Raw genomic sequence first — 26,128 nt, 5'->3', positions numbered from 1 at the left:
ATGAGGACGCGGCTCTTGACGACAGCGGGTCCTGCCGCGCCCCGATGCCTTGGCCCATGCTTGTGACGAGAGGTGTTCGTGTCCTCGAACGCGCGTAAGATCCCTGCCCCGGTGCTGGCCCACCCAGCCGTTGTGGCACTTGTCCAAACCGGGACGGAGACCGGCTCCCTCAGTCCGGAGCAGGTGCGCCAGGCCAGCGATGCCGCGGCGATCGAGCCGCGCCATCTCAAGGGCCTTCTCGCCCATCTGAGCGGGCTCGGGATCTCGGTGGCCGTGCCGGTCACGGCCAAGGCGAGCACGCGTGCCGCCGCCGCGAGCAGCGCCACGGCCAAGAAGACCGCCACGGCGAAGGCGACGGCCAAGAAGGACGCCGCCCCCGCCAAGAAGGCCGCACCGGCCAAGAAGGCCGCCGCGACCAAAGCGGCGCCGGCCAAGAAGTCGGCCCCGGCCAAGAAGGCGGCCGACGACGCCGCCGCCGAGGTGCCGGTCGAGGCCGTCATCGGGCCCGACGGCAAGAAGATCCTGCCGGACATCCCGGACGAGGAGTTCGAGAAGGCCGTCGTCGCCGACCCCTCCATCAAGGAGGACGAGGAGTCGGCCACGACCGCCTTCGTCGTCTCGGCCGCCGACGACACCGACGAGCCCGAGCAGCAGGTCATGGTCGCGGGCGCGACCGCGGACCCGGTCAAGGACTATCTCAAGCAGATCGGCAAGGTTCCCCTCCTCAACGCGGAGATGGAGGTCGAGCTCGCCAAGCGCATCGAGGCGGGTCTGTTCTCGGAGGAGAAGCTCGCCAAGGGCGGCAAGATCAGCGCCAAGATGCTCGAGGAGCTCGACTGGATCGCCGAGGACGGGCGCCGCGCCAAGAACCACCTCCTCGAGGCCAACCTGCGGCTCGTCGTCTCCCTGGCCAAGCGCTACACCGGCCGCGGCATGCTGTTCCTCGACCTCATCCAGGAGGGCAACCTCGGCCTGATCCGGGCGGTCGAAAAGTTCGACTACACCAAGGGCTACAAGTTCTCGACCTACGCCACCTGGTGGATCCGTCAGGCCATCACCCGGGCCATGGCCGACCAGGCCCGCACCATCCGGATCCCGGTGCACATGGTCGAGGTCATCAACAAGCTGGCCCGCGTCCAGCGGCAGATGCTCCAGGACCTGGGCCGCGAGCCCACCCCCGAGGAGCTCGCCAAGGAGCTCGACATGACCCCCGAGAAGGTCGTCGAGGTGCAGAAGTACGGCCGCGAGCCCATCTCGCTGCACACCCCGCTCGGTGAGGACGGCGACTCCGAGTTCGGGGACCTGATCGAGGACTCCGAGGCGATCGTCCCGGCCGATGCGGTGTCGTTCACCCTCCTCCAGGAGCAGCTGCACGCCGTTCTGGACACGCTCTCCGAGCGTGAGGCGGGAGTCGTCAGCATGCGTTTCGGTCTCACCGACGGCCAGCCCAAGACCCTCGACGAGATCGGCAAGGTCTATGGCGTGACCCGCGAGCGGATCCGCCAGATCGAGTCCAAGACCATGTCCAAGCTGCGTCACCCCAGCCGCTCGCAAGTCCTGCGCGACTACCTGGACTGAGGTAGCGGCCGCGCGGCCGGCCAGAGCCGGTCGATTTTGCACCCCGCAACGTGGGAACGGACGGGGTGCTTCGTGACATGTCCATAGTGAGCCACCGGTCGTGGCCGGGCTCCAGGGGGACGCGGCCGCGGTCGGTGGCGCCACGCTGCTTCCGTGGCGCGGCATCCACCGTCGGTGGCGTTCCCCGATGCTCGGGTCGTCGGGCGAGATGTCCACGGACGACGTAACGCCGAGGGCTCCTGGCGACAGGTATCGACGTAGGTCCCCCCACCGCACAGGAGTTCCCCCCATGAAACTCGCCCGCATTCTTGCCAGCGCCGTCGCGACGGGAGTCGTCCTCATGGGCGCCAGCCCTGTGGCGACCGCCGACGAGCCCGCGCCCGCCGACGGGCCGTGCGCGACCCAGGAGGCCAAGGTCGCCAAGGCCGAGGCGGCGCTGGCCCGGGTCACCGCCGTCTTCGAGCGCCAGAAGGACCGGGTCGCCGCTGCCGAGGCCGCCGTGGCTGCGGCCACGACCGACAAGGAGCTTGCCAAGGCCGAGAAGCGCCTGGCCAAGGCCGTCGCGAAGGCCGCCGACGCCAAGAAGGAGAAGAAGGCGCAGAAGAAGCGGCTGGCCAAGGCCGAGGAGCGCCTCGCCGAGTGCGAGGCTGCGAACCCGCCCGCACCCTGAGACGCCGCGGCATTCCCGGCCGGCTCCGGCCGGGGGTGCCTCGGTCCCCGCTACGAGGCGTCGTCGAGGCTGCGCTGCAGGCGCAGCTCGTCCCGCAGCGCGTAGGGCACGGGGCTGCCCATCTCCTCGAGAGACGCCGTGTAAGCCTCGAGGGCGAGCACCAGGTCGTGCCTGGCGTTGCCGGCTTCGACGCGGCTGGCCAGCTGGAGGCGGCGCACCTTCTCCACCGCGTCCCGGGCCCTCACCACGTCACCGAGCAGGTCGCCGAGGGGCGCCCCGGAGTGGAAGTGGAGCGGCACAGGTGCGGTCACGGCTCTCCCCGATGTCGGCGGACGCCAGGAGGCTCGGCGTCGCCACATCATCTCACTACTCAAGTGCCTGCATGCGCCATCCTCCAATCGGGCCATGGACCCATGGTCCGGCGGCGTGCGATGTTCGGGCCATGCCCACCACCCGCACTCGTCTCAACCGCGGCCTCCTCGGGACGGTCCTGGCGCTGACCCTGCTCGGAACTACTGCCGGGCCGGCGGCCGCCGAACGTCTCGGGCTCGACGACCCCGCCGACGTCGGCGGTGCGTCCCTGTCCGACATCCTGGCTGTCACGGCGGTCCACGCACCGAAGAAGCTCGTCGTCAGGGTCGACTTCGCCGAGCTCGAGCCGACCTCCAGCGCAGGCCCGTCCAGCCTGGCGGTCTTCGTGGACACCGATCCCCTCGCCAAGGGTCCTGAGTTCCGGATCGGCACGGGCCTCCAGGAGGGCACCGACTACCAGCTCGTCCGGATGAAGGGTTGGAAGCCGGTCGGGGAAGCACTGTCGTGCCCACACGTCGTCGCCCTCAACTTCGACACCAACCGGGCGCGGGTCCGGGTCAACCGCACCTGCCTGGGTAATCCCGACAAGGTACGCATCGGCGTGAAGATGACGGACCACTGGGACGGGTCACACCCCGTCGTGGACTGGCTCGGCAAGCGCCGCTACCTGAGCATCCCGATCGCCAGCGGCTGACCGAGGTCAGCCCAGCGCGACCAGGGTGACCGCGGCCGCGCACAGCGCCAGACCGGCCGCCTGCGCGCGGTGCACGTGCTCGCGGAGCACCAGAGCGGCCAGCAGCACCGTGAACGCCGGGTAGAGCGAGGTGATCACGGCGGCCACGCTCAGGTGTCCCTGCTGCGTCGCGACCTGGAACAGCCCGGTAGCCAGGGTGCCCAGGGCGCCGCTGAGCAGCCCGCCGAGGGCAAACCGGTTGCGGGGGACCCAGTCCTGGCGCAGTGCGACGGCCACCAGCACGACGACGACCCCGGCCACGAGCTGGTTGAGGGCCAGCGGCAGGAAGCCGGCGCTCTCCGGGATCTGCCCCAGGGCCGCGAACAGGGTCCCGAACCCCAGGCCCGCCAGGATCCCGTCGAGCAGGCCCGACCCGGGGCCCAGGGAGGCGACCGGTGGACGCGTGGGTTCGCGGGAGACGAGCCAGATCGCGGGGACGGCGAGCAGCACGCCCAGCCACACCCCGCTGCCGGGCCGCTCGCCCGTGGCCACGGCGACCACAACTGGGACCAGGACCGCGCCGACCCCGGACACCGGCGCGACGACCCCCATCCGGCCCGAGGCCAGCCCGCGGTAGAGGAAGGCCGTCCCGAAGCCGTTCCCGAGCCCGGCCGCCAGGCCCCAGGCGAGGTCGCCGGTCGTCGGGTCGCCGCCGTGCACCAGGGCGACGACGAGGACCAGCAGGGTGCCGCCCAGCTGGGCGACCAGCGACACCGCCCACGGCCCGGCACGCTTGGAGAAGATGCCTCCGTTGAAGTCGCCCAACCCGTAGGCCGCCGCAGCCAACAGCGAGAGCAGCACCGTCACGTGGCGAGCACGCCCCCGACCCAGACGAACGTCGCGGCGAGGCCGGCGACCAGCTCGATGACGATGCTCAGCCCGACGGCCCGCAGGGCTGCCTTGGTCGACGGCCAGGCCTGGCTGCCCACCCGGCGCCGCTCGGCGGCGTAGACACCGAGGACGAAGCCCACGAACAGGCCGACGACCGGGAGGACGAAGAAGCCGACGATGCCGACCGCCGCGCCGACCCACTGCGTCGAGCTGGGCACGCCGGCGGTCCTGAGCCGGCGGTTGGGCACCAGATACTTCACGACCCCGCCGGCGACCAGGATCGCCGCGGCGACCGCGAAGACGACCCAGGCGGTGGCACCGCCGACGTCGACGGCCCAGACCAGGATGCCGGCGAGGATGAGGACGGAACCGGGCAGGATGGGCACCAGGATGCCGGCCATCCCGACGGCGATCGCGAGCGCGACGAGGAGCTCGAGACCGGTCACGGCGGTCACCTTGCCACAGGCCTCCGCAGGGTCCGGACATGCACGACGACCCCGGACTCAGGTCCGGGGCCGTCGTGGATGACTAGGGGTGGAGCGGCTGGCTCAGCGCTCCGCGTCGGGAGCAACGGCCGGGGTGCCGACGAGCTTGTCGGTCTCGTCGACCATCGTCGCCGCGACCTCCTTGAGGGCCTCACCGTGCTCGCGGGCGTGGTGTGCACAGAAGAGGAGCTCGCCCCCGGACAGAAGCTCGACACGGAGGTAGGCCTGGGCGCCGCACCGGTCGCAGCGGTCGGCTGCGGTCAGCGGCGTGCTGGTGGCAACTGCAGTCGTCACGTCGGCCTCATTTCTGGTCGGTTCCCCGGTACCCCCCGGGAACGGTTCCTTCTGGTACTGCTGTCTGCAACGTAGCCGCGGCTCCCAAGATTCCCGCGCCCACCCTCCTGCTCTGCGACATCTCCATCACATCACGGCGCACGCTTCCCCGCCTGCGAGTTGTCCACTCTGAGACCCCAGGGTCGTCGATGAGTGATCTAGTCCACACGGCAGAGGTCGCCGTCACCACCATTGAGTTGTTCCTCCACGCTAGACCCCGGTCATGGTTCGCGAGCCTCCACGGGCCTCCGGCGTGTCGTGAGTAGATTCGGAACCAGAACGCTGCCGGATGAGGAGCCACCGATCGACAACACCTACAACGCCGCCCACCTCCTGGTCCTCGAGGGCCTGGAGGCGGTCCGCAAGCGCCCCGGCATGTACATCGGCTCCACCGACACCCGCGGCCTCATGCACTGTCTCTGGGAGATCATCGACAACGGCGTCGACGAGGCGCTGGCGGGCGTCGCCAAGCACATCGAGGTCACGCTCCACCCGGACGGCTCGGCCGAGGTGCACGACGACGGCCGCGGCATCCCCGTCGACAAGGAGCCAAAGACCGGACTGCCCGGCGTGGAGGTGATCTTCACCAAGCTGCACGCGGGCGGGAAGTTCGGCGGCGGGTCCTACGTCGCCACGGGCGGCCTGCACGGCGTCGGTGCGTCCGTGGTCAACGCCCTGTCCGCACGGCTGGACGTCGACGTCGACCGGTCCCCGGCCCAGCAGGGCATGTCGTTCCGCCGCGGCGTGCCAGGTGTGTTCGCCGCCGACGGCCCCGACGCTGCGTTCGAGGCGAAGTCGGGCCTGACCCGCAAGGGCGGCCGGGTCGCCAAGACCAAGTCAGGGACCCGGATCCGGTTCTGGCCCGACCGGCAGATCTTCACCAAGGACGCCGACTTCGTCCTCGAGGAGCTGTTCACCAGGGCCCGGCAGACCTCGTTCATCGTCCCCGGCCTCGAGCTGGTCATCCGCGACCTGCGGGGCTCGGAGATGCGCGAGGAGAAGTTCCGCCACGACGGCGGCATCGCCGAGTTCGCCGACTTCCTCGCCAAGGACGAGCCGGTCACCGAGATCCTGCGCCTGCAGGGCATGGAGACGTTCACCGAGACCGTTCCGCTCCTCGACGACGCCGGCCACATGACTCCCCAGGAGGTCGAGCGCGAGCTGCACGTCGACATCGCGCTGCGCTGGGGCACCGGCTACGACACCGAGGTGCGCTCGTTCGTCAACGTGATCGCGACCCCCAAGGGCGGCACCCACGTGAGCGGGTTCGAGCAGGCGCTCACCAAGACCTTCAACGAGTCGATGAAGGCCGCCAAGGTCCTCAAGGTCAACGACGACGACGTCGTCAAGGACGACGTCCTCGAAGGCCTCACCGGTGTCGTCACGGTCCGGCTCGCGGAGCCGCAGTTCGAGGGGCAGACCAAGGAGATCCTCGGCACCCCGGCCGCGCGCACCGTCGTCCGCAAGGTCGTCGGCGCCGAGCTCAAGAAGTTCCTGACCTCGACCAAGCGGGCCGAGAAGGCCCAGGCCCGGCTGGTCATGGACAAGGTCGCCGGGGCGGCCAAGACCCGGATCGCGGCCCGCCAGCACAAGGAGACCCAGCGCCGCAAGAACGCCCTGGAGTCCTCGGCCCTCCCGGCCAAGCTCGCCGACTGCCGGGCCAGCGACGACCGCACCGAGCTGTTCATCGTCGAGGGCGACTCCGCGCTCGGCACGGCCAAGCTCGCCCGCAACTCCGAGTTCCAGGCGCTGCTGCCGATCCGGGGCAAGATCCTCAACGTCCAGAAGGCCTCGGTCGCCGACATGCTCAAGAACACCGAGTGTGCCTCGATCATCCAGGTGGTCGGCGCGGGCACGGGCAAGACCTTCGACCTCGACGCGACCCGCTACAACAAGATCATCTTCATGGCCGACGCCGACTCCGACGGCGCCCACATCCGCTGCCTGCTGGCCACGCTGTTCTTCAAGTACATGCCAGAGCTGATCGAGAAGGGGCGCGTCTACTCCGCGGTCCCGCCGCTGCACCGGATCGAGATCTCCCAGCCCAAGAAGGGCATGGACAAGTACCTCTACACCTACTCCGACGACGAGCTGCAGCGAAAGCTGGCCGAGCTGAAGAAGAAGGGTGTCTCCTGGAAGGACCCGGTCCAGCGCTACAAGGGCCTGGGCGAGATGGACGCCGCGCAGCTGGCCGAGACGACCATGGATCCGCGCCGGCGCACGCTGCGCCGGATCACCGTCGACGACGCCGACGCCGCGACCCGGGTCTTCGAGCTGCTCATGGGCACCGACGTGGCCCCGCGCAAGGAGTTCGTCATCAGCAACGCAGGCGCGCTCACCGAGGAAGACCTCGACTTCTGAATCGTCCGCTCGCGCCGACGAGCGGGATCTGGGAGTGCGAACCAATCGGGCGTTCTGGCCATCCCACCCGGTGTCCCGCCTTGCACCGAACGGAGTCGAAGATGAAGTGTCGCCTGACCGCCTGGGCAAGCGTCCCTGTGTGGACCGTGCGCGGCCTGTCCGTGCTGATCGGACTGGTCATACCGCTGACGCTGACTCCTCCGGCCTCCGCGGACACCGACGTCGTCAGGGACGAGACGAAGGACGGCGGGCTCCGGTCGCGCGAGTCCGACGGGCGGTTCCGACGGTGTCACGACGCAGACTGGCGCGCCACCCTGGTGAGCAGCGCGTCCAGTCCCGCCGCGTCCCAGGCGGAGCCACGGCCGCGGAGGGTGAGCACCGTCCGGCCGGCGTGGCCGACCGCGCCGAGCGAGAGGCCGGTGCCGCCGGCGGTGACCGGGTAGAACGCGAGGTCGCGGGCCGCGGCCGTCGTGACGTCCCCGAGGTGTGAGACGAGCAGCGTCGACCCCAGACGAGAGGCGAGCACACGCTGGGCGGCGGCGGCCAGCCACCCTCCAGAGGCGCCGCTGCCGCCCGCCGAGTCGAGGGGGGCGGACCGAAGCGCCTCCTGGACGTGCTCGCGCGAGAGTCCCTCGAGGTCGCGCAGCCGGATCAGCTCGCTGCGGTTGGCCAGGCGCTCGCCGGGGGCAGCCGCCCGTCCGGCGCCGACCGCGACCGTGACGTGACGACTGCCGCGGCCACGCTCCTCGTTGTGGGCCATCACCGCCGAGACCGCGGCGTGCACGAGGTCGGCGGTGCGGACCCGGCCCGGCACGGCGACCTCGGCGAAGGCGTCTCCCTCGGCCGCGACGGCGGGTAGCGGGGCGACCCGCGCCGGGGGAGCCAGGGCCACCTCGCGGAGCCGATCGAGGGCGGCGCTTCCCCTGCCCGCGGGCCGATCGGCGACACCCCGCGCCGAGGACGTCACCTCACCACCAGCGAGCGCGGCCAAGACCTCGAGCAGGCCGAGACCGTCGACGTAGGCGTGGAAGGCGGAGATGACCAGCCGGTCCCCGGCGAGGCCGGTCACGAGCGGCACGTCGCGCACCTCCGCGATCTCCCGCCGCACCGTGTCCGCGCCGCCCGTCATCACCGGAGGCGGTGCGGGCCAGCCCTGTGCGAGGTGAAGCGCCTCCTGGCGGGCGTTGAGCTCGGCCGCGGTCAGCGACGGGGCCGGGACCGCGGTGAGCAGGATCCGCCACGCGATCGAGGGGTCGCCGCCCCAGGCGGGTGGGCTGGTCTCGGTCACGAGCCGGAACCTATCCCTGCGGGTGGGTGGCGAGGTACCGGCGCACGGGGACGGGCTTGGTGCGCTCGTAGCCGACGGGCAGGAGCACGTCACCCTCGGTCGTCAGGTAGTAGACGTCCCACTGGTGGTAGGCGAGGAAGGCCCGCGGCCGGCGCTCCATGACCTTCGCGTACGCCGTCACTCCGCGCACGTACGCCGGGTGGTTGTTGTACTCGTAGAGCGCGTTGGCCACTCCCCGCGGGCCCCGGGCGAACCCGTTGGAGGCGAGATAGCGGGCCGCCGCCATGATCGCGTCCGCCGGGTCGTTGACGTCTCCGCGTCCCCACCGCGCCCAGGTCGTCGGGATGAACTGCATCGGGCCCTGCGCTCCGGCCACCGAGGTCCCGCGGATCCGGCCCATCGCGGTCTCGACCAGGTTGATGGCGGCGAGGTACTCCCAGCCGACGCCGTAGGCCGCCTCGGCGTCTCCGTAGAAGCGCATGAGCTCCTCGGCAGGCTCGGGCTCGACGATCCGCCACGCCGGCAGGGTGCGGCTGAGTGTGGTGTGCATCGACCGGAACTCGCGGCGGGCCGCGACGTTGTCGCGGACCACCGAGTGCAGCCGGGGCGGCAGCGCCGCGTAGACCGCCTTGTCCCACCCTGGGCGGGTCCCGAGGACCCGGTAGGCCAGCTGCTGGACGCGGGCGGCCAGGCGGAGCTCGGCAGTCGTGGTCGCCGGGTCGGCGATGGCCGCCTCGGCGGTGAGGATCTGACGAACGACCTGTCGGGCCGTCCGGGCTCGCGCCACCCGGGGCGTGGAATCTGTCGCAGCGGAAGGGGTCGGTGTCGGGGTCGAGCCGGGCGCCGCGGTGGGAGAGTCGGACTCCGGTGAACGCAGCGCGCTGCGCTCGGTCGCCGGTCCACTGCAGGCGACGAGCAGGACGACCGCGAGCGCGGACGCAATGCCTGTTCGGATGCGGATGGTTCCCACGCCAGCCAGCCTACGAACCAGGGGTCAGACCTTCTGGTCGAGCAGCCCGGTGTCGACGTCGTAGAGGAAACCGCCGACCGCGACGTCCTCGGGGATGAGCGGGTGGGCCCTGACCTTCCTCACATCGTCCTCGAGCGCGGCGAGCTGGTCGGTGACCACGCTGAAGAGCTGCCAGGACGGGTCGGTCCCGGTCGCCGCGCCGATCCGCTCGCGCAGCTCGGCCTCGGAGTTCGCCGCCATGGCGCAGCGGGTGTGCGGCACCACCAGGATCCGGCGCACGTTGAGGAGGTGGGTGCCCAGCACCAGCGCCTCCATCGCCTGAGGTGTGACCCGGCCGCCGGGGTTGCGGAAGATCTTGGCGTCGCCCAGGCCGAGACCGAGCATCCTCAGCGGCTCGATCCGCGAGTCCATGCAGGTGATGACGGCAACTCCGGCTCGCGCCACGCCGTCGAACCCGCCTTGGTCGAACGCCGCGGCGTACTGCTCGTTCGCGGCCAGGAGGTCGTCGAAGTCGCTCACGGGCAGGACGGTAGTGCGTCGATGTTTCCGTTCTTCGCTCAGCCCAGCGAGCGGACCCTCGGGTGGGCGTCGGCCCGGGTGGCCGCGCCGCGGAACACCAGCAGCGCGATGACCGCGGCCGCCAGGGCGCAGAAGACGGCGCCGAGGAAGACCGTCTGCTCCTGGGCGACGCCCGCCAGCTTCTGGAGGTCGCGGAAGTCCTTGCACATCTCCGGCTTGCCGCAGACCTCGGTCACCGTCTGGAGCGCGTCCTGCTCGGCGTAGTAGCGGCGCAGGCCGATCGTGGTGAGTGCGGAGATGCCGACGAGCATGCCGACCATCCGGGCCACCACGACCATCGCGGAGGCCAGACCGTGCACCCCTGGGTCGGTGTGGGCGAGCACGGCGGCGTTGACCGGTGCCAGGGCGAGCCCGAAGCCGAACCCGCACACGACCAGGGCGATGTTGGAGGTGGGGTCCTCGAGGGAGTCGATGCCCCACTTCGACATCAGGAAGAAGCCGGTGGCCGACATCGCCATCCCCACGGCGGTGATCAGTCCGGCGTTGCGGGTCCGGGTCAGGTAGCCGCCGACGACCGCGCCCACCGGCAGGGCGACGAGGAACCTGACGAGCACCAGGGCGGCCATCAGCTGGGAGCCTCGGTAGGTCGTGGTCCGGGCGTAGATGGGGATGTCGATGAGGGCCGCGATCAGGGCGGCGCCGACGAAGAAGCTCACCAGGATCGCTCCCCAGGCCGGCGTCTGGCGTAGCGCGCCGGGCGGCACCAAGGGCGCCTCCGCGCTGCGCAGGTGGAGCACGAAGGCCGCCGTGGCGACCGCGGAGACGAGCAGGTACCAGAGCCCGCGGTCGGAGAAGACCTGCACCTGCGGGTCGGCGGTGGCGAAGGCGAGGATCACGCCACCCAGGGCCACGGCGAGCAGGAGCGCGCCGCGCAGATCGGCCTCGCGTGACGAACGTGCCCAGCCGGGCAGGTCGAGCAGCGGACGGCTGGCGGTGGCGGAGCGGACCAGGAAGAGCAGGAACGCCACGGCCGCGACGGCACCGACCGGGGTGAGCCACCGGTTGTCGCCGGCCACCGGGAGGAACAGCTCGCCCCAGGTGATGTGGGTGACCAGCTCGTTGGGCTGCACGAACACCAGGGCGCCGAAGACCAGCGCGACGAGCAGGAGCAGGGGGCTTCCCCAGTCGAGGCGGCCAGGTGGTCTCGAAGCCCGGTCCGCCGTCGTCCGGTCGTCACTGGCCGCCCGCAGCGCCGCGGCGAGGACCAGCCCGACGGCCAGGTTGATCAGGAAGATCGTGCGCCAGTCGGCGACCGAGATCACCAGCGCACCGAACAGCGGGCCGATCACCGAGCCGAGCTCCTGCACGGCGGAGACCAGGCCCAGCGGCACCCCCCGGCGCTCGACGGGGTAGAGGTCCGCGACCAGAGCCAGGGTGGCCGGGACCAGCCCGCCGCCGCCGACACCCTGCAGGAAGCGGCCGGTCACCATCGATGGCAGGTCGTAGGCCAGCGCGGTGACCAGCGACCCGGCGGCGAACACCACGAGGGCCGCGACGAGCACCGGGAGCCGGCCTCGCAGGTCGGCGATCCGCCCGATCAGCGGCAGCATGGCGATGTAGCCGAGCAGGAAGCCCGAGACGATCGGGGCAGCCCGCTGGAGCTGGTCGATGGGGATGCCGGTGGCGCCCATCATCTCGGGCAGCGCGAGCACGACGACGTAGGTGTCGGCCGCGGCGAACGCGACGGCCACAGCGGCCAGCCCCAGGAGCAGCCGGGGCGACCTGGTGGTCACGGCGCGGTGATCTCCGCTTCCGTGCCGTAGTCGTCGAGCGTCAGCGTGTAGGTGAGCTCGTCGGCCTCGTCGTAGAAGACCCCGCTCAGCTCGGCCCGCCGCAGCTCGCCGTCCTCGCTGATCGTCAGGGTCGCCTCGAAGTCGCCGCTCGCGGTCGGGATCAGCGCCTCGACCGCCGTGGACGGGATGGTGCCGGTGTATTCGGTGAAGATCTCGCGGTTGTCCTGGCCGCCGCGGACCGAGTCACCCTCCTCGACATCGGTGAGGGCCGAGATCAGGCCGGAGAACCCGCCGTCGGGCTCCATCAGGGTGGCCGGGTCGGGGGCGCCGTAGTCGTCCGGGTCGATCTGGGTCCAGTCGGGTAGCAGCAGGGAGTTCTTGGCGTAGGTCACGCCGTCGACGGCGATGACCTCGGCGGTGGCCGGGAGGCCGTTGACGCTCAGCTCGAACTCTCCCTCGAACGCCGCGGGGTGGGCGCCCAGGCCGGTCGCGGACTTGATACCGGTGACGCCGCTCGGGACCTCGTCGGTCGAGAGCGAGATCGTCACCCCGGGGGTTTCGTCGAGGGTCGTCTTGGCGAGTGCGAGGACCTCCTCGGGAGTGGGGTCGTCCGCGTCTGCGCCACCGGCCTTGGCGTCCTCGGTGCAGCCGGCCGCGGCCAGGACCAGGGCCGCCACGAGGACCAGTGCGGACGCGCGCCCGCTGAACGATGAAGCCATGCGGTCAGCCTCGCACAAGCCGCGTGAGCCGAACGCCGACCGGCCCCGCGGCCGCGGCGATCGGCTGCGACCCCGGCGTGCCCGACCCGTCGCGCCTGCCGATCGCCTCGGGCAGGTCGACCGGGGCCCCGCTGGCGGCCGCGGCGCGCGCGGGCGCGTCACCGGCCCAGGCGAAGACGAGTGCGTCCTCACCCTTGAGGAAGCGGTGGCAGCGCACGCCGCCCGTGGCGCGGCCCTTGGCGGGGTACTCCTCGAACGGCGTGACCTTGACCGCTCCGGGCTCGGTGCCGGGCAGCGCGGTGGTCGACCCCGACGCCGTCACCACGACCGCGTCGGAGGGGTCGAGCGCGCCGAACCAGGCGACCCGCTCGCCGGAGGAGACGCGGATGCCCTGCATGCCGCCGCCGGAGCGGCCCTGGGGTCGCACACCGTCCGCGCCGAAGTGCAGCAGCTGGGCGTCGGTGGTGATGAAGCACAGCGTCTCGTGGCCGGTGGTCAGCTGCACCGCCCCGACCACCTCGTCGCCGTCCTTGAGCCCGATGACGTCCCACTCGTCCTTGCCGATGACCTCGGGGTTGACGCGTTTGACGATGCCGTCCCTGGTGCCGAGGGCGAGGCCGGGCCCGTCGCTGGTGAGGGTGCACAGCGCCAGGGCCCGCTCGCCCGGCTCGAGCGAGGCGATCTCGCTGACCGGGTAGCCGCCCTGGAGGTTGGGGTCGTTGGCCGAGGCGGGGAGTCCCGGGAGGTCGAGCACGGACAGCTTGACCAGCCGGCCCCGGGACGTGAGCAGGCCGACCTCGCCGCGGGCGGTTGTGGCCACCGCCGACACGATGACGTCGTGGTTGGTTCGGTCGCCCCCGGCACCGACCGGCTCGGCCGAGGACGTGCGGGCGAGGAGCCCGCTGGACGACAGGAACGCGAAGCACGGGTCGTCGGCGACTTCGAGCGGCGCCGCCTGCGACGCCACCGGGGTGCCGGCGGTCTCGAGGAGGACGGTGCGCCGCGGCGTGCCGAAGGTCTTGGACACCTCGAGCAGCTCGTCCGACACCACCTTCTTGAGCATTTCCTCCTCGGCGAGGATGGCCTCGAGCTCCTCGATCTCGTGGCGGAGCGTCTCCTGCTCCTTCTCGAGCTCGATCCGGCTGAAGCGGGTCAGCCGGCGCAGCTGCATGTCGAGGATGTAGGTCGCCTGGGCGTCCGACAGGTCGAAGACAGAGATCAGCCGCGCCTTGGCCGCGCCCGAGTCGTCGCTGGTGCGGATCACCTCGATGACCTCGTCGATGTCGAGCAGGGCGATGAGCAGGCCGTCGACGAGGTGGAGGCGGTCGGCGAGCTTGTCGCGCCGGAACTGCGAGCGGCGGCGGACGACGGTGTAGCGGTGCTCGAGGAAGACCTCGAGGAGCTCCTTGAGGCCGAGCGTGCGGGGCTGGCCGTCGACGAGACAGACGTTGTTGATGCCGAAGGACTCCTCCATCGGCGTGTGGCGGTAGAGCTGCTCGAGGATCGCCTCGGGGTGGAAGCCGTTCTTGACCTCGATGACCAGTCGGGTGCCGTTGGCCATGTCGGTGAGGTCCTTGATGTCCGCGATGCCCTGGAGCTTCTTGGACTGGACGAGGACCTTGATCCGCTCGACGACCTTCTCGATGCCGACGGCGTAGGGCAGCTCGGTGACCACGATGCCCTTGCGCCGGCCGATGGTCTCGACCCGGGCGGTCGCCCGCATCCGGAACGACCCGCGGCCGGTCTCGTAGGCGTCCTTGATGCCGTCGAGCCCGACGATCTTGCCGCCGGTGGGCAGGTCCGGGCCCGGGACGAACCGCATCAGGCTGTCGAGCCGGGCGCCGGGGTGGGTGATGAGGTGGCGCAGCGCCTGGACGACCTCGACCAGGTTGTGCGGCGCCATGTTGGTGGCCATGCCCACCGCGATGCCGGTGGTGCCGTTGACGACCAGGTTGGGGATGGCGCTCGGCAGGACCGTCGGCTCGAGCTCCCGGCTGTCGTAGTTGGGCTTGAAGTCGACGGTGTTCTCGTCGATGGAGGCCGTCATCGCCACCGCGGCCGGGGCCATCCGACACTCCGTGTAGCGCATCGCGGCCGGCGGGTCGTCGCCGCCGGGGGAGCCGAAGTTGCCGTGTCCGTCGACCATCGGCAGCCGCATCGACCACGGCTGAGCCAGGCGCACCAGGGCGTCGTAGATCGCCCCGTCACCGTGCGGGTGCAACCGGCCCATGACCTCCCCGACGACGCGGGCGCTCTTGATGTGGCCGCGGTCGGGCCTGATGCCCATCTGGTTCATCGTGTGGAGGATCCGGCGCTGCACAGGCTTGAGCCCGTCACGGGCGTCGGGCAGCGCGCGGGAGTAGATGACCGAGTAGGCGTACTCCAGGAACGAGGATCGCATCTCGTCGCCGACGTCGATGTCGAGGATGTGCTCCTCGAAGTCCTCGGGGGGCGGTGGGGTCGCAGAACGCCTTGCCATAGGGCGATTCTCTCCCGGCGTACGACACTCTCCCGTCACGCCCCGCCGATAGAGTCCGGGGCGTGACCGCGACCCAGGCCCCGCCCGCACACTGGGAGGCCGACGTCCTGCTCAAGGACGGCAGCACGGCACACATCCGGCCGATCCGCGGCGAGGACAAGGACCTGATGGTCGAGTTCTACTCGCGGGTCTCCGACCAGTCGAAGTACTACCGGTTCTTCTCCCCGATGCCGACCCTCTCGGACCGGGACGTGGCCCGCTTCACCGAGGTCGACCATGTGGGCCGGGTGGCCTTCGTCGTGCTGCTGAGGGGCCGGATGATCGCGGTCGGCCGCTACGACGTCGTGGAGAACGGCGAAGCCGAGGTCGCGTTCCTCGTCGAGGACGAGCACCAGGGCCGGGGGATCGCCCAGATCCTGCTGGAGCACCTCGCCCAGGCGGGGCGGGAGCGGGGCGTGGAGCGGTTCGTCGCCGAGGTGCTGCCCGACAACCAGGCGATGATCCAGACCTTCAGGGACGCGGGATACCGGGTCGTCAGCCAGTACGACGACGGCGTGCTCAGCCTCGAGTTCCCGATCGACCCCACCGACACCCTGGTCGGCGCCATGGCCAACCGCGAGCACCAGGCCGAGGCAGCCTCGATCCACCGCTTCTTCAACCCGCGCTCGGTCGCGGTGATCGGCGCCAGCCGCCGTCAGGACACCATCGGCCAGGCCCTGGTGCGCAACCTGGTCACCGGCGACTTCACCGGCCGCGTCTACGCCGTCAACCCGAGTGCGGCGGCGGTGTCCGGCATGCCGGCCTACAAGGCGGTCGGCGACATCCCCGACGAGGTGGACGTGGCGATCGTCGCAGTGCCGGCCGACTCGGTGACCGACGTCGTCCTCGACTGCGCGTCCAAGGGCGTGCACGGGCTGGTCGTGATCTCCTCGGGCTTCGCAGAGACCGGTGAGGAGGGCCGTCAGCGGCAGCGGCGGCTGGTCGGGCTGTCACGTTCCTACGGCCTGCGGCTGATCGGGCCCAACGCGCTGGGCATCATCAACACCGACCCGTCCGTGTCGCTCAACGCCTCGTTGGCCGGGTTGATGCCACCGCGGGGCCGGGCCGGCTTCTTCTGCCAGTCCGGTGCGCTTGGTTCGGCGATCCTGGAGAAGGTCAACAACCGCGGCCTCGGTCTCTCGACGTTCGTCAGCGCGGGCAACCGCGCCGACGTCTCGGGCAACGACCTCCTGCAGTACTGGGAGGAGGACGACTCGACCGAGGTCGTGATGATGTATCTCGAGTCGATCGGCAACCCGCGCAAGTTCTCCCGCATCGCCCGTCGAGTCTCCCTGCGCAAGCCGATCGTGGCGGTCCGCTCCGGGCGCACGACGCAAGGTGTGCCGATGGGCCACGCGGTCCGCAAGATCGCTGCGCCGCCCCAGGCCGTCGACGCGATGTTCAAGCAGGCAGGCGTGATCCAGGTCGACACCCTGGACGACATGTTCGACGTCGCCCAGCTGCTCGCCCACCAGCCGCTGCCGCGCGGGCGCCGGGTCGCGATCGTCGGCAACTCCGACGCGCTGGGCCTCCTCGCCGCCGACGCGGCGGCCTCGGTCGGCCTGGTCGTCAACCGGCAGGTCGCCCTGGACGCCGAGCCGACCGCGGAGGACTTCGAGGACGCGCTCGACAACGCCATCGACGACCCCGAGGTCGACGCGGTGGTCGCGGTCTACATCCCGCCGCTCAACGTCGCCGGCGAACACATCGCCAACGTCCTGGCCGCGGTCGGGGAGCAGTCCGACAAGCCCCTGGTCTCGACGTTCCTCGGTGCTGAGGGTGTCCCCGAGCTGCTGCGCGTCCCCGACGTCGCCGGCTCCACCGCAGGTCGCGGCTCGGTGCCGTCCTACCCCGCGGTCGAGGCAGCGGTCCGGGCCCTCGCGAAGGTCGTGGAGTACGCCGTGTGGCTGCGCACCCCCGACGGCGCGTCCGTCCCCCCGGAGCACGTCGACCTGGTCGCCGCGCGTCAGGTCGTCGGGCGGGCGCTGATGGGGCACCCCGAGGGCACCACGCTGGACCAGGACGACGTCACCGCCCTGCTCGGGGCCTATGGGATCGAGCTGTGGCCGGCCGTGCCCGTGTCGTCACTGCGCCAGGCGCAGGCCGCCGGCCGTCGGCTCGAGTGGAACGTGGTCCTCAAGGCGACGGCCGAGCACCTCCAGGAGCGCCCGGACCTCGCGCACGTGTGGCGCAATGTCGACAACGCCGAGGAGATGAAGGACGCCTGGAACTCGCTCAGGGCTCTGGTGGGACCACCCGAGCAGGCGGGCTACGTCGTCCAGAAGAACGCGCCCCCCGGCGTCCCGATCGCGGTGCGCTCCATCGAGGACCCGCTGTTCGGCCCGGTCGTGTCCTTCGGGATCTCCGGGCCCCTGACCGAGCTGCTCGGCGACAAGTCCTACCGGATCCCGCCCCTGGGAGACCGCGACGCCGCCGCCATGGTGCGGGAGATCCGGGCCTCGCCGATGCTCTTCGGCTACCGCGGCTCGGAGACGGTGGACGTCGCGGCCGTGGAGCAGCTCATCCTGCGGCTCGCCCAGCTGCAGCACGACCTGCCCCAGGTCGCTTCCGTGGAGCTGTCGCTCGTGCTGGCCAGCGTTTCCGGCCTGTCGGTCCTGACCGCGTCGGCGCGGGTCGAGCCGGTCGCCGACCCCCGCTCGGACTGGTTCGTGCGCCGGATGCCGGCCCATCCGGGGGACACGATCCCGCAGTAGTGTCGGTGCGTCCTAGCGCCGCTAGCGGCGCGGTCGCAACCGCACTCTTCTTCCTGAGCGGTCATTTCCCAGGCATCGAGTGCCCGGCGAGACGCCAGGCGTCTGCGAGCACGATGATCTGCGCAACCACGAGCGCACCCGCGGCAACGAGCCACACCCGACCCAGGTCGGCGCCGATGGTGATCACGAGCGCCGCGGCCCCGAGAACGGCAAACGCGGCGGCGACTCGCGCCGGGGCGCCGGCCATTGCCCGCCACAACGACGGAATGACCAAGGCGATCGGTAGCCAGCAGCCAACGAGGATCGCTACACCAAACAGGTCAAGCGGTGCCGGGCCGTGCGTTCTGCTGAACGACAAGACCCGTTGATCGGAGTCCGGAAGCGCGACGACAACCGCACCAACCACTGACCCGACGATCCATACAGACGACCGCAGGAACAAGGACTTCCTCGTCACAACGACCCCTCGAGAAGCTCGGAGCGCCAACTTGCCGACGGACCTGGAGTCGCCTCCGCGACCAGGTGCACGATGACCAGGTCGTCGGCCTCCAGCAGTGGCGCGACCAGGCCGACCTCGCCCAGCAGGCGGCCGCTCAACACCTCGCCGCCGTCGTACCACCGGGGTCGCGGGCGGTCCTTGGGTGACACCGTGAGGGGCGCGGGCATCACCCGGTAGGCCGTCTCGGGGGCCAGGCCGGGGAAACGGAGGCGGCCGGCCGGCTCGCCCAGAGTGAGGTCGAGCGCCGAGACCCGGAAGAGTGCCTCGCGCCCGTCACGGGCCACCACGCCGTCCAGCTGCAGGCCGTCGGGCACGGCGTCCGCCCGCACGACGCGGCCGGAGTGGAGCAGCCCCCGGAAGCGCTTGTGCAGCGCGATCCAGGCCCGGAGCTCCTCGCGCTCCTCCTCCGAGATGGTCGTGAGGTCGCACTCGACGCCGAGGTGTCCCCACAGGGCGGTGCCGGCCCGGAAGCGCAACGTGTGCCGGCGGCCGGTGGTGTGGTCGACGCCCGATCCGACGTGGGTGCCCATCAGCTCGGGAGGGAGGGTGAGCCCGGTCCACCGGACCAGACGATGCGCCTCGTGGGCGTCGATGCAGTCGGAGATCCAGACCCGGTCGGTCCGTTCGAGGACTCCCAGGTCGAGGCGCCCACCGCCCCCGCAGCACGACTCGATCTCGAGCCCGGGGTGCCTGGCCCGGAGTGCGTCCATGAGGCGGTAGACCGCAAGGGTCTGCAGGTGGACGGCGGGTCTGAGGTCCCGGCCGCGGCCCGCGCCCGTCAGGGCCCGGTTGTGGTCCCACTTGAGGTAGGCGATGTCGTAGCGGTCCACCAGCGCCGAGATCCGGCCGAACACGTGGTCCCAGGCGTCCTGGTCGGTCAGGTCGAGCACGTGCTGGTGGCGCGAGCTGATGCCTGGACCGGCGTGGGTGCCGAGGACCCACTCGGGATGCGCCCGCGCCACATCGGAGTCGAGGTTGACCATCTCGGGCTCGACCCACAGGCCGAACTCCATGCCCAGGTCGTGCACGGTCTCCACCAGCGGGGTGAGCCCGTCCGGGAACACGCCCTCGTCCACGACCCAGTCGCCCAGGGAGCTCGTCGCGTCGCGCCGGCCCTTGAACCAGCCGTCGTCGAGGACATACCGCTCGACGCCCAGCTCCGCCGCACGCTCGGCGAGCTCGACGAGCCTCGGCAGGTCCAGGTCGAAGTAGACCGCCTCCCAGGTGTTGAGGAGCACTGGTCGCTCGCGCCGGGGGTGGACCTCGCGCGCCCTCAGGTGCTCGTGGAAGCGGCCGGAGAAGGCATCGAGCCCCTCGCCCCAGGAGGCGTAGAGCCAGGGCGAGGCGTAGGTCTCGCCCTGGCCGAGCACGATCTCGCCGGGCATGAGCAGCTCGCCTCCGCGCAGCATCTTCCAGCCGGTGAAGGAGCTCTCGGCACTGAGCACCTGGTTGCCGCTCCAGCCGAGATGGACACCCCAGACCCGGCCGGCGCGGAAGCCGAACCCGGACCGGCCGGCGCACAGCACTGTGGCCGAGTCGTGGCCGGGGCGGCCGCCCCAGGCCTCGCGGACGTGCTGCCCCTGGGTGAACGCGTGACGCTGGGGAGTGCGCTCGTGAGCGTGCCGTCCGGCCATGTCCAGGAGCTCGTCGGCCTCGGCCGGCACCGGGAGGGCGGGCTCGAGCAGGGTCACCTCGTACGCCGTGTCCGCCAGGTTGCGCACGCGGGCCCGCAGGCGCAGCAGGCCACTGCCCAACAGCTCGAGCACGGTGGTCACCTCCACGCCGGCGGACTCGTCGAGGGCGACGCTGGTGAGCCGGGTGGAGTCGGCTGACTCGGTGACGCTGTGGTCCACCGAGCCGAAGGTGAGCGCCCAGGCCCGGCCGGCGCGGCTGCCCAACAGACCCGGACGGCCCACCCAGCCACTGGTCTGCTGCGGCAGCACGGATGCCCACGAGTGCTGGTAGATCGCCCCGTCGACGGTCGGCATCTCCAGCGAGCGGAGGACGGCGGGCAGGTGCTCGTCCGCGAGGTCGCCGAGGTCGGGGCCCCAGTGGAGGATGCACGGGAGCTCGGTGGGGTCGAGGCGGACCGCCAGGCTGGTGTCGCCGCGCCGGAGGTGGACGCCGCGGGCGGGGTCCGTCACGACGTGGTCGGGGAGGCGACGACGTCCTGGCCGGTCTCGAGGACCGTCCACGACTCCGCGGGCAGGACGAGCGAGAGCGTGTCGCCGGGACCGGGGGAGACCTCCGTCGAGGTGAACAGGCGGTCGGACCCTGCAGGCGCGTCGGCGGTGAGGGTGCGCGCGGACCGCAGGTGGGCCGAGGGGAGCCCCCGCCACTCGAGGTGGACCTCGGTCGGTGCCGCCGACCGGTTGGTGAGGAAGAGGCTCCAGACGTCGGTCTCCGGGTCGAGGGTGGCGGCGGCGGTGACGGCCGGCACGTCGCCGTACCTCTCGGTGGCGACGGTGGCGCAGTCCACCTCGGTCTCCAGCACGACGCCTCGCGCGGCGTGGCTGACGGCCGCGAAGGGGTGGAACGTCGGCTGGCGCCAGGCAGCCCCGCCCGGCTCGGTCCGGATCGGCGCGATCACGTTGACCAGCTGGGCCTGGCACGCGATCCGCACCCGGTCGGCGTGGTTGAGCAGGGAGATCAGCAGGTCGCCGACCACCACGGCGTCCAGGGCGCTGTAGTCGTCCTCGAGCAGCCGGCCGGCCTCGGTGATCCGCGGCAGCCCCTCGTCGTTGAACCGGGTCTGGTACCAGACGTTCCACTCGTCGAACGCGATGCCGATCCTCTTGCTGCTGTGCTTGCGGGCGGCGACCGCGTCGATGGTGGCGGTGACCCCGTCGATGAACGAGTCCATGTCGGCCCCGGAGGCCAGGAAGCTGCGCCGGTCGCCGTCGACCTCCTCGTAGTAGGCGTGCATCGAGATGTGGTCGACCACGTCCCACGCCTGCTCCAGCACCTCGGACTCCCAGTAGCCGAACGTCGGCATGGTGTGGTTGGAGCTGCCGCAGGCCACCAGCTCGAGCGTCGGGTCGACGAGCTTCATCGCCTTGCCGGCCTCGGCGGCGAGGCGTCCGTAGTCGGTCGCGGTCTTGGCCCCGATCTGCCAGGGACCGTCCATCTCGTTGCCCAGGCACCAGAGCCGGACGTCGTACGCCGCCTCCCGGCCGTGCCGGCGGCGCAGGTCCGACCAGTGGGTGCCGCCCGGCAGGTTGCAGTATTCGACGAGATCGGCCGCGGCCTGGACGCCGCGGGTGCCCAGGTTGACCGCCATCATCGGCGCCATCCGGTTGCGCTCCGCCCAGGCGAGGAAGTCGTCGGTGCCGACCTGGTTGGACTCGACCGACCGCCACGCGAGGTCGAGCCGCCGCGGCCGCTGCTCGCGGGGGCCGATGCCGTCCTCCCAGCGGTAGCCGGAGACGAAGTTGCCGCCGGGGTAGCGCACCAGGTTCACCCCGAGCTCGTCGACCAGCTCCTCGACGTCCCGGCGGAAGCCGTGCTCGTCGGCCATCGGATGCCCCGGCTCGTAGATCCCGGTGTAGACGCAGCGGCCCAGGTGCTCGACGAAGCTGCCGAACAGGCGGCGGTCGAGCGGGCCGCGGTCCCGGCGCGCGTCCAGCCGGACGCGCGCGGGGTGGGTGGTGGCGGTCATCGGGCGCTGCGGTCCGGTCTGGCGAACACCGCCACCGCGGAGCCCGGAAGCCCGTCGAGCCTGGGATCGCCCTCCGCCGAGGACAGGACCGGCTCTCTGACGTCGCCCAGCTCGCCGAGGTCGACGGCATCCACGGGGTCGTCGGTCCTGTTGACCAGGAACCAGAACTCCCGCTCGCCGTCGGTGCGGATCGTGAGCTCGACCCGGCCCCGGAGTCCCTCGGGCAGCTCACTGTCCACGCCGGCGGCCTCGAGCAGCCGGCCGAGCAGCGGCTCGAGCCCCGCCGGGCCGAGACGGGTGGAGACGTAGGTTGCCGAGCCCCCGCCCACCACGCGCCGGGTGACGGCGGGGCGCCCCGCCTGAGGACCGGTCTTGTAGGTCGCGATGACGTGCGTGTCGGGCGTGGTCGAGGTGATCCGGTCGGTCCAGCGGGTCCCGGTGCTGCCGTCATCGAGGACCACCTCGTCGCCGTCGAGGAGCGGCCCGAACTCCTCGATGCGGATGCCGAGCAGCACGCGGAGCGCGCCCGGGTAGCCGCCCGGCCACACGTGGTCGTTCTCGTCCACGACGCCCGAGAAGTACGTCGTGGCGAGGTGTCCGCCACGGCCGACGAAGTCCCGCAGCTGGTCAGCCACAGGGGCCGGCAGCACGTGCAGCAGCGGCGCCACCACGACGTCGTAGCCCTCGAGCGGCGCGCCGGTGGGCAGGACGTCCGCCCTGACCCCGAGCGCCAGGAAGGCGGCGTACCAGTCGAGTGCCTCCTCCCGGTGGCTCAGTGCGGAGCTCGGGTTGGCCTCCAGGCCGAGGGTCCACGACGACTCGATGTCGAAGAGGATCGCGGCCCGGGCCTGCTGGCGCCGCGAACCGACGACGGGGGAGAGCCGCTCGAGATGGCCGCCCAGCCGGACCACGGTCCGGTAGACCTCGCTGTCCTCGCCGGCGTGGGGCACCATCGCGGAGTGGTACTTCTCCGCGCCGGCCACGGACTGCCGCCACTGGAAGAAGCACACGGCGTCCGCACCGTGGGCGACGTGGGTGAGCGAGTCCCGCACCAGCCCCCCGTCGGCCTTGGGCGGGTTGATCGCACGCCAGTTGACCGCGCTGGTGGAGTGCTCCATCAGGAACCACGGCTCGCCGCCGGCGAGGCCACCGGTCAGGTTGGCCGAGAACGACAGCTCGTCCAGGGCGCGGTCGTCGACCAGCGTGTAGTGGTCGTTGGAGACGAAGTCGACCTCGGCGGCCCAGTCGGCGTAGTCGATCCCGTCGAAGTGCTGCATGACCATGAAGTTGGTCGTGACCGGAACATCGGGGGTCAGGCGCACCAGGACCTCCCGCTCGGCGCGCAGGTAGTCCTTGAGCGCGTCGGAGGAGAACCGCTTGAAGTCGAGCTGGTGGGTCGGGTTGGCGATGGTCGGCGTCAGCCGCGGCGGCAGGACCTGCCCCCAGTCGCTGTAGCGCTGTGACCAGAACGCCGTCCCCCAGGCGTGGTTGAGCGCGTCGAGGTCGGCGTACCGCGCCGACAGCCAGACCCGGAACGCGGCCGCGGCGTCGTCGGAGTAGTCATAGAGGTTGTGGCAGCCGAGCTCGTTGGAGACGTGCCAGGCGGCGAGCGCGGGGTGGTCGGCGTAGCGGCTCGCGATCGCCTCGACGAGGGCGAGCGCGTGCTGCCGGAACACCGGTGACGTCGGCCGCCAGTGCTGCCGGGAGCCTGGCCACATGGTCTCGCCGGTGCGGGTGACAGGGAGGATCTCGGGGTGCGCGGCGCCCAGCCACGGCGGCGGCGAGGCGGTCGCGGTGGCGAGGTCGACGGCGATGCCGTGCGCGTGCAGGAGGTCCATGACCTCGTCGAGCCACGCGAAGTCCCAGGAGTCCTGGGCCGGCTGAAGCCGGGCCCAGGAGAAGATCGCGAGGGAGACGATGTTGACCCCGGCCTGGCGCATCAGCCGGACGTCGTCGTCCCAGACCTCGCGGTCCCACTGGTCAGGGTTGTAGTCGGCCCCGAAGCCGAGCGGTCCCCGGACCGTGCCGCCCTTCACGGACTCGGGCCACCTCACCCACCGGTGGTGTCGACGGCTGCCTTTTCGTGGGGTGTTCATGCCTCGGTCCCGGGGGGCGGGGCGGTGCTGGCCCGGACCACCAGCTGGGTCGGCACCAGCTCAGCATGGTGCTCGTGCTCACCGGACCGGATCTCCCTCATCAGGGCGTCGACGGCGCGCCTGCCGACCTCGGCGAACGACTGGCGGACGGTGGTCAGCGGCGGCCAGAAGTACGCCGCCTCCTCCATGTCGTCGAAGCCGACCACGCTGACGTCGTCGGGGACCCGGCGACCGCGCTCGTGGAGGGCCCGCAACAGCCCCAGGGCCATCTGGTCGTTGGCCGTGAACACCGCGGTCACCTGGTCGTCGTCGGCCAGGCGGAGCCCGGACTCGTAGCCTGATCCCGTCGACCAGTCGCCCGGCAGGACCGGCGGCACGACCCGCCCGTGCGTCTCGAGCGTCTCCTGCCACGCGGTCCGGCGGCGTCGAGCCGAGTAGGACAGCTCGGGCCCGGCGACGTGCCAGACGGTCTCGTGACCCAGCTCCAGCAGGTGCTCGGTCGCCAACCGCGCACCGTGGGCCTGGTCGTTGTCGACGATCGGGTAGTCGTACTGCGCGCTGGAGTCGACCACGACGACCGGCAGCCCGTCCGGCACGGCGACGCCGTCGAGCCGGTGCGTCTCGACCAGGATGATGATGCCGTCGACCGCCTGCTCGCCGAGCTGGTCGAATGCGGCCCGCACCGCCTCCTGGGTGGCGTCCAGCACTGGCACCAGGTTGATCGCATAGCCGGTCTCGGTCGCCGCGGACGCGACCGCGTCCAACGTGTGGGTGGTGCCGACGCTGGAGAGCTCGAACGCGATCACGCCGATGCTCTGGAACCGTCCGCTGCGCAGCGCCCGGGCGGCGCGGTTGGGGCGGTAGCCGACCTCGCGCATGGCCGCCAGCACCCGCTCGCGGGTCGCCTCGTCGACGTAGCGGGCGCCGTTGGCGACCCGGGAGACGGTCTGTCCCGACACCCCGGCGATCCGCGCGACGTCGGCCTGCGAGGCCGCACGACGCGGCCCCGGCCCCGCCGCGGTGCCGTCCGTCCCCATGGATGGAATCCTTTCGGTCGAACCTGTTGACGTCAACATGTGTCGTGCGCCACTCTACCTGTTGACGTCAACAGGCCGCCACCGGAATCGGCGGTGAAAGGAGGCGAGGATGGCGCAGCTACCGGCCCATCGGCCCCGGCGCTACTCGCGCACCGACACCCGTGGCTGGCTGTTCGTCGGCCCCTTCCTGGTGGTCTTCGCGCTGACCTTCCTGGCGCCGATCTGCTACGCCGCCTACCTCAGCGTCTTCCGGGAGCAGGCATTCTTCGGCACCAAGGAGTTCGTCGGACTGGCCAACTACGTCGACGTCTTCACCGACGACAAGTTCTGGGACGGCGCGCTGCGGGTCGTGCTGTTCTTCGTCGTCCAGGTGCCGATCATGCTCGGCCTGGCGCTGGTGGCCGCTCTGGTCATCGACAGCGCCCGGCTCTACGCCAGCAACTTCTTCCGGCTGGTCATCTTCCTGCCCTATGCCGTGCCCGGCGTGGTGGCCGTCCTGATGTGGGGGTTCATGTACGGCACCAGCTTCGGGCTGGCCGCCGATCTCAACGACCTGTTCGGCACCTCGTTCGTGCCGCTCAGCGAGAGCTGGATGCTCGCGTCGATCGCGAACATCGTGACCTGGGAGTTCGTGGGCTACAACATGCTGATCTTCTACTCCGCGCTGCGCACGGTGCCGAGCGACATCTACGAGGCGGCCGCGATCGACGGCGCCGGCGCGCTGCGCACGGTGCTCTCGATCAAGATCCCGGCCCTGCGCGGGGCCATCGTGATCGCCACCATCTTCTCGATCATCGGGACCTTCCAGCTGTTCAACGAGCCCAACATCCTGCGCACGCTGGAGCCCAACGTCATCACGACCTACTTCACGCCCAACCTCTACGCCTACAACCTCTCCTTCGGCGGCCAGCAGTACAACTACTCGGCCGCGGTCGCCATCGTGATGGGGCTGCTGACCGCGGTGATCGCCTACGTCGTCCAGCTGCGCGGGTCTCGGGAGGCGATGAAGTGAGC

The 26,128-nt window shown here is 71.2% G+C and carries 21 protein-coding genes; 6 read left to right on the top strand and 15 right to left on the bottom strand.

The window, feature by feature from the left end:
• Positions 1-72: 72 nt before the first annotated feature.
• Together ACYVC6_RS20740 and ACYVC6_RS20735 are read left to right on the top strand one after the other, a co-directional pair.
• On the top strand, positions 73-1,578 hold the full coding sequence (locus ACYVC6_RS20740) for an RNA polymerase sigma factor (RefSeq protein WP_460716379.1): 1,506 nt from the start codon (positions 73-75) through the stop codon (positions 1,576-1,578).
• Positions 1,579-1,867: 289 nt separating this feature from the next.
• On the top strand, positions 1,868-2,248 hold the full coding sequence (locus tag ACYVC6_RS20735; protein ID WP_460716378.1) for a hypothetical protein: 381 nt from the start codon (positions 1,868-1,870) through the stop codon (positions 2,246-2,248).
• Between the two features lie 50 nt (positions 2,249-2,298).
• Here ACYVC6_RS20735 and ACYVC6_RS20730 read toward each other — a convergent pair whose 3' ends face one another.
• Positions 2,299-2,559, bottom strand: a complete 261-nt coding sequence (locus ACYVC6_RS20730) for a hypothetical protein (RefSeq protein WP_460716377.1) — start codon at positions 2,557-2,559, stop codon at positions 2,299-2,301.
• Between the two features lie 131 nt (positions 2,560-2,690).
• On the opposite strand from ACYVC6_RS20730, the gene ACYVC6_RS20725 reads away from it, so the two are divergent.
• Positions 2,691-3,254, top strand: coding sequence for a hypothetical protein (locus tag ACYVC6_RS20725; RefSeq protein ID WP_460716376.1), 564 nt, complete (start codon positions 2,691-2,693; stop codon positions 3,252-3,254).
• A 6-nt stretch (positions 3,255-3,260) separates the two neighbouring features.
• On the opposite strand, the gene ACYVC6_RS20720 is transcribed toward ACYVC6_RS20725, so the two are convergent.
• The 3 genes from ACYVC6_RS20720 to ACYVC6_RS20710 all read right to left on the bottom strand — a co-directional run bounded on the left by ACYVC6_RS20720 (position 3,261) and on the right by ACYVC6_RS20710 (position 4,903).
• On the bottom strand, positions 3,261-4,100 hold the full coding sequence (locus tag ACYVC6_RS20720) for an EamA family transporter (RefSeq protein ID WP_460716375.1): 840 nt from the start codon (positions 4,098-4,100) through the stop codon (positions 3,261-3,263).
• Positions 4,097-4,570, bottom strand: coding sequence for a DUF456 domain-containing protein (locus ACYVC6_RS20715; protein WP_460716374.1), 474 nt, complete (start codon positions 4,568-4,570; stop codon positions 4,097-4,099). The genes ACYVC6_RS20720 and ACYVC6_RS20715 overlap by 4 nt, the downstream gene beginning before the upstream one ends.
• A 102-nt stretch (positions 4,571-4,672) precedes the next feature.
• Positions 4,673-4,903: a DUF7455 domain-containing protein gene (locus ACYVC6_RS20710; protein ID WP_460716373.1), complete on the bottom strand. Its 231-nt coding sequence runs from the start codon at positions 4,901-4,903 to the stop codon at positions 4,673-4,675.
• A 297-nt stretch (positions 4,904-5,200) separates the two neighbouring features.
• Here ACYVC6_RS20710 and ACYVC6_RS20705 point away from each other — a divergent pair, with 297 nt between their 5' ends.
• Positions 5,201-7,303, top strand: coding sequence for a DNA gyrase/topoisomerase IV subunit B (locus ACYVC6_RS20705; RefSeq protein WP_460716372.1), 2,103 nt, complete (start codon positions 5,201-5,203; stop codon positions 7,301-7,303).
• Between the two features lie 289 nt (positions 7,304-7,592).
• Here the strand turns inward: ACYVC6_RS20705 and ACYVC6_RS20700 are convergent, their stop codons facing one another.
• Genes ACYVC6_RS20700 through ACYVC6_RS20675 form a run of 6 tightly spaced genes read right to left on the bottom strand, consistent with a single transcriptional unit; the run spans position 7,593 to position 15,071 of the window.
• Entirely contained in the window at positions 7,593-8,591 is a 999-nt protein-coding gene (locus tag ACYVC6_RS20700; RefSeq protein ID WP_460716371.1) for a hypothetical protein, read from the bottom strand.
• A 10-nt stretch (positions 8,592-8,601) separates the two neighbouring features.
• Positions 8,602-9,561, bottom strand: a complete 960-nt coding sequence (locus tag ACYVC6_RS20695; protein ID WP_460716370.1) for a lytic transglycosylase domain-containing protein — start codon at positions 9,559-9,561, stop codon at positions 8,602-8,604.
• A gap of 24 nt (positions 9,562-9,585) precedes the next feature.
• On the bottom strand, positions 9,586-10,080 hold the full coding sequence (locus ACYVC6_RS20690; RefSeq protein WP_460716369.1) for a beta-class carbonic anhydrase: 495 nt from the start codon (positions 10,078-10,080) through the stop codon (positions 9,586-9,588).
• Positions 10,081-10,118: 38 nt separating this feature from the next.
• The gene (locus ACYVC6_RS20685) at positions 10,119-11,873 is read right to left on the bottom strand and encodes an MFS transporter (RefSeq protein ID WP_460716368.1); all 1,755 of its coding nucleotides are present in this window, start codon (positions 11,871-11,873) and stop codon (positions 10,119-10,121) included.
• Positions 11,870-12,592 carry an LppX_LprAFG lipoprotein gene (locus tag ACYVC6_RS20680; RefSeq protein ID WP_460716367.1) on the bottom strand — a complete coding sequence of 241 codons (723 nt, stop codon included), beginning with the start codon at positions 12,590-12,592 and terminating at the stop codon, positions 11,870-11,872. Before ACYVC6_RS20680 ends, ACYVC6_RS20685 begins: the two co-directional genes overlap by 4 nt.
• A 4-nt stretch (positions 12,593-12,596) precedes the next feature.
• Positions 12,597-15,071: a DNA gyrase/topoisomerase IV subunit A gene (locus ACYVC6_RS20675; protein WP_460716366.1), complete on the bottom strand. Its 2,475-nt coding sequence runs from the start codon at positions 15,069-15,071 to the stop codon at positions 12,597-12,599.
• Positions 15,072-15,133: 62 nt separating this feature from the next.
• Between ACYVC6_RS20675 and ACYVC6_RS20670 the strand changes: the two genes are divergently transcribed.
• Positions 15,134-17,824 carry a bifunctional acetate--CoA ligase family protein/GNAT family N-acetyltransferase gene (locus ACYVC6_RS20670; protein ID WP_460716365.1) on the top strand — a complete coding sequence of 897 codons (2,691 nt, stop codon included), beginning with the start codon at positions 15,134-15,136 and terminating at the stop codon, positions 17,822-17,824.
• Between the two features lie 61 nt (positions 17,825-17,885).
• On the opposite strand, the gene ACYVC6_RS20665 is transcribed toward ACYVC6_RS20670, so the two are convergent.
• The 5 genes from ACYVC6_RS20665 to ACYVC6_RS20645 are packed head-to-tail and all read right to left on the bottom strand — an operon-like array spanning position 17,886 to position 25,114.
• On the bottom strand, positions 17,886-18,281 hold the full coding sequence (locus tag ACYVC6_RS20665) for a hypothetical protein (RefSeq protein ID WP_460716364.1): 396 nt from the start codon (positions 18,279-18,281) through the stop codon (positions 17,886-17,888).
• Complete coding sequence (locus tag ACYVC6_RS20660; RefSeq protein WP_460716363.1) at positions 18,278-20,467, bottom strand: alpha-galactosidase; 2,190 nt, start codon at positions 20,465-20,467, stop codon at positions 18,278-18,280. The genes ACYVC6_RS20665 and ACYVC6_RS20660 overlap by 4 nt, the downstream gene beginning before the upstream one ends.
• Positions 20,464-21,981, bottom strand: coding sequence for an arabinosylfuranosidase ArfA (gene arfA / locus ACYVC6_RS20655; protein WP_460716362.1), 1,518 nt, complete (start codon positions 21,979-21,981; stop codon positions 20,464-20,466). The genes ACYVC6_RS20660 and arfA overlap by 4 nt, the downstream gene beginning before the upstream one ends.
• On the bottom strand, positions 21,978-24,035 hold the full coding sequence (locus ACYVC6_RS20650; RefSeq protein WP_460716361.1) for a beta-galactosidase: 2,058 nt from the start codon (positions 24,033-24,035) through the stop codon (positions 21,978-21,980). Before ACYVC6_RS20650 ends, arfA begins: the two co-directional genes overlap by 4 nt.
• 38 nt (positions 24,036-24,073) lie before the next feature.
• Positions 24,074-25,114, bottom strand: a complete 1,041-nt coding sequence (locus tag ACYVC6_RS20645; protein WP_460716360.1) for a LacI family DNA-binding transcriptional regulator — start codon at positions 25,112-25,114, stop codon at positions 24,074-24,076.
• A 109-nt stretch (positions 25,115-25,223) separates the two neighbouring features.
• On the opposite strand from ACYVC6_RS20645, the gene ACYVC6_RS20640 reads away from it, so the two are divergent.
• Positions 25,224-26,126: a carbohydrate ABC transporter permease gene (locus ACYVC6_RS20640; protein ID WP_460716359.1), complete on the top strand. Its 903-nt coding sequence runs from the start codon at positions 25,224-25,226 to the stop codon at positions 26,124-26,126.
• Positions 26,127-26,128 lie beyond the last annotated feature (2 nt).

The organism is Nocardioides dilutus, assembly GCF_054779555.1.
The sequence above is the reverse complement of the archived record's forward strand: the minus strand, read 5'-3'. Positions and strand labels throughout refer to the sequence as shown.